1 pseudogene is annotated in these 345 nt (G+C 66.7%); it reads right to left on the bottom strand.

The annotated features are described in order from the left end of the window. Positions 1-345 (bottom strand): annotated as a pseudogene (locus G3N61_RS39310) (type VI secretion system tip protein VgrG); the annotation flags it as partial.

Raw genomic sequence — 345 nt, 5'->3', positions numbered from 1 at the left:
TCCAGCACGAGCTGTGCTCGTCGTGCCGGCCCTGACGATCCCACGGAAACTGCACCTTCACTCGGCCGTACTCGTCGGTGTAGATCTCTTCACCCTCCGGGCCCACGACCACCGCCGGCTGGGGGCCGTCGATACGCGGGTGCGGCAACGGCTCGGCGCGCCATTCGGCATCGTCCGGCACCAGTACCGCTTCGTAGCCGTAATACGTGCCGTGTTGTGCGTCGGCGCTTTCTTCCGCCTGACTGGTGTGTTGCTTGCCGTGATGCACCAGGCTCACCGGACGCCAGCTCCGGTTCATGTCCTCGCGCGGGTGGCCCGTGAGCGCGAAGGCGATACCCGGTTGCA

Source organism: Burkholderia sp. Ac-20349 (assembly GCF_017104865.1).
In the GTDB taxonomy this organism is placed as follows: domain Bacteria; phylum Pseudomonadota; class Gammaproteobacteria; order Burkholderiales; family Burkholderiaceae; genus Burkholderia; species Burkholderia aenigmatica.
Note: the sequence above shows the minus strand (reverse complement) of the source record. Positions and strands in the feature narration are given on the sequence as shown.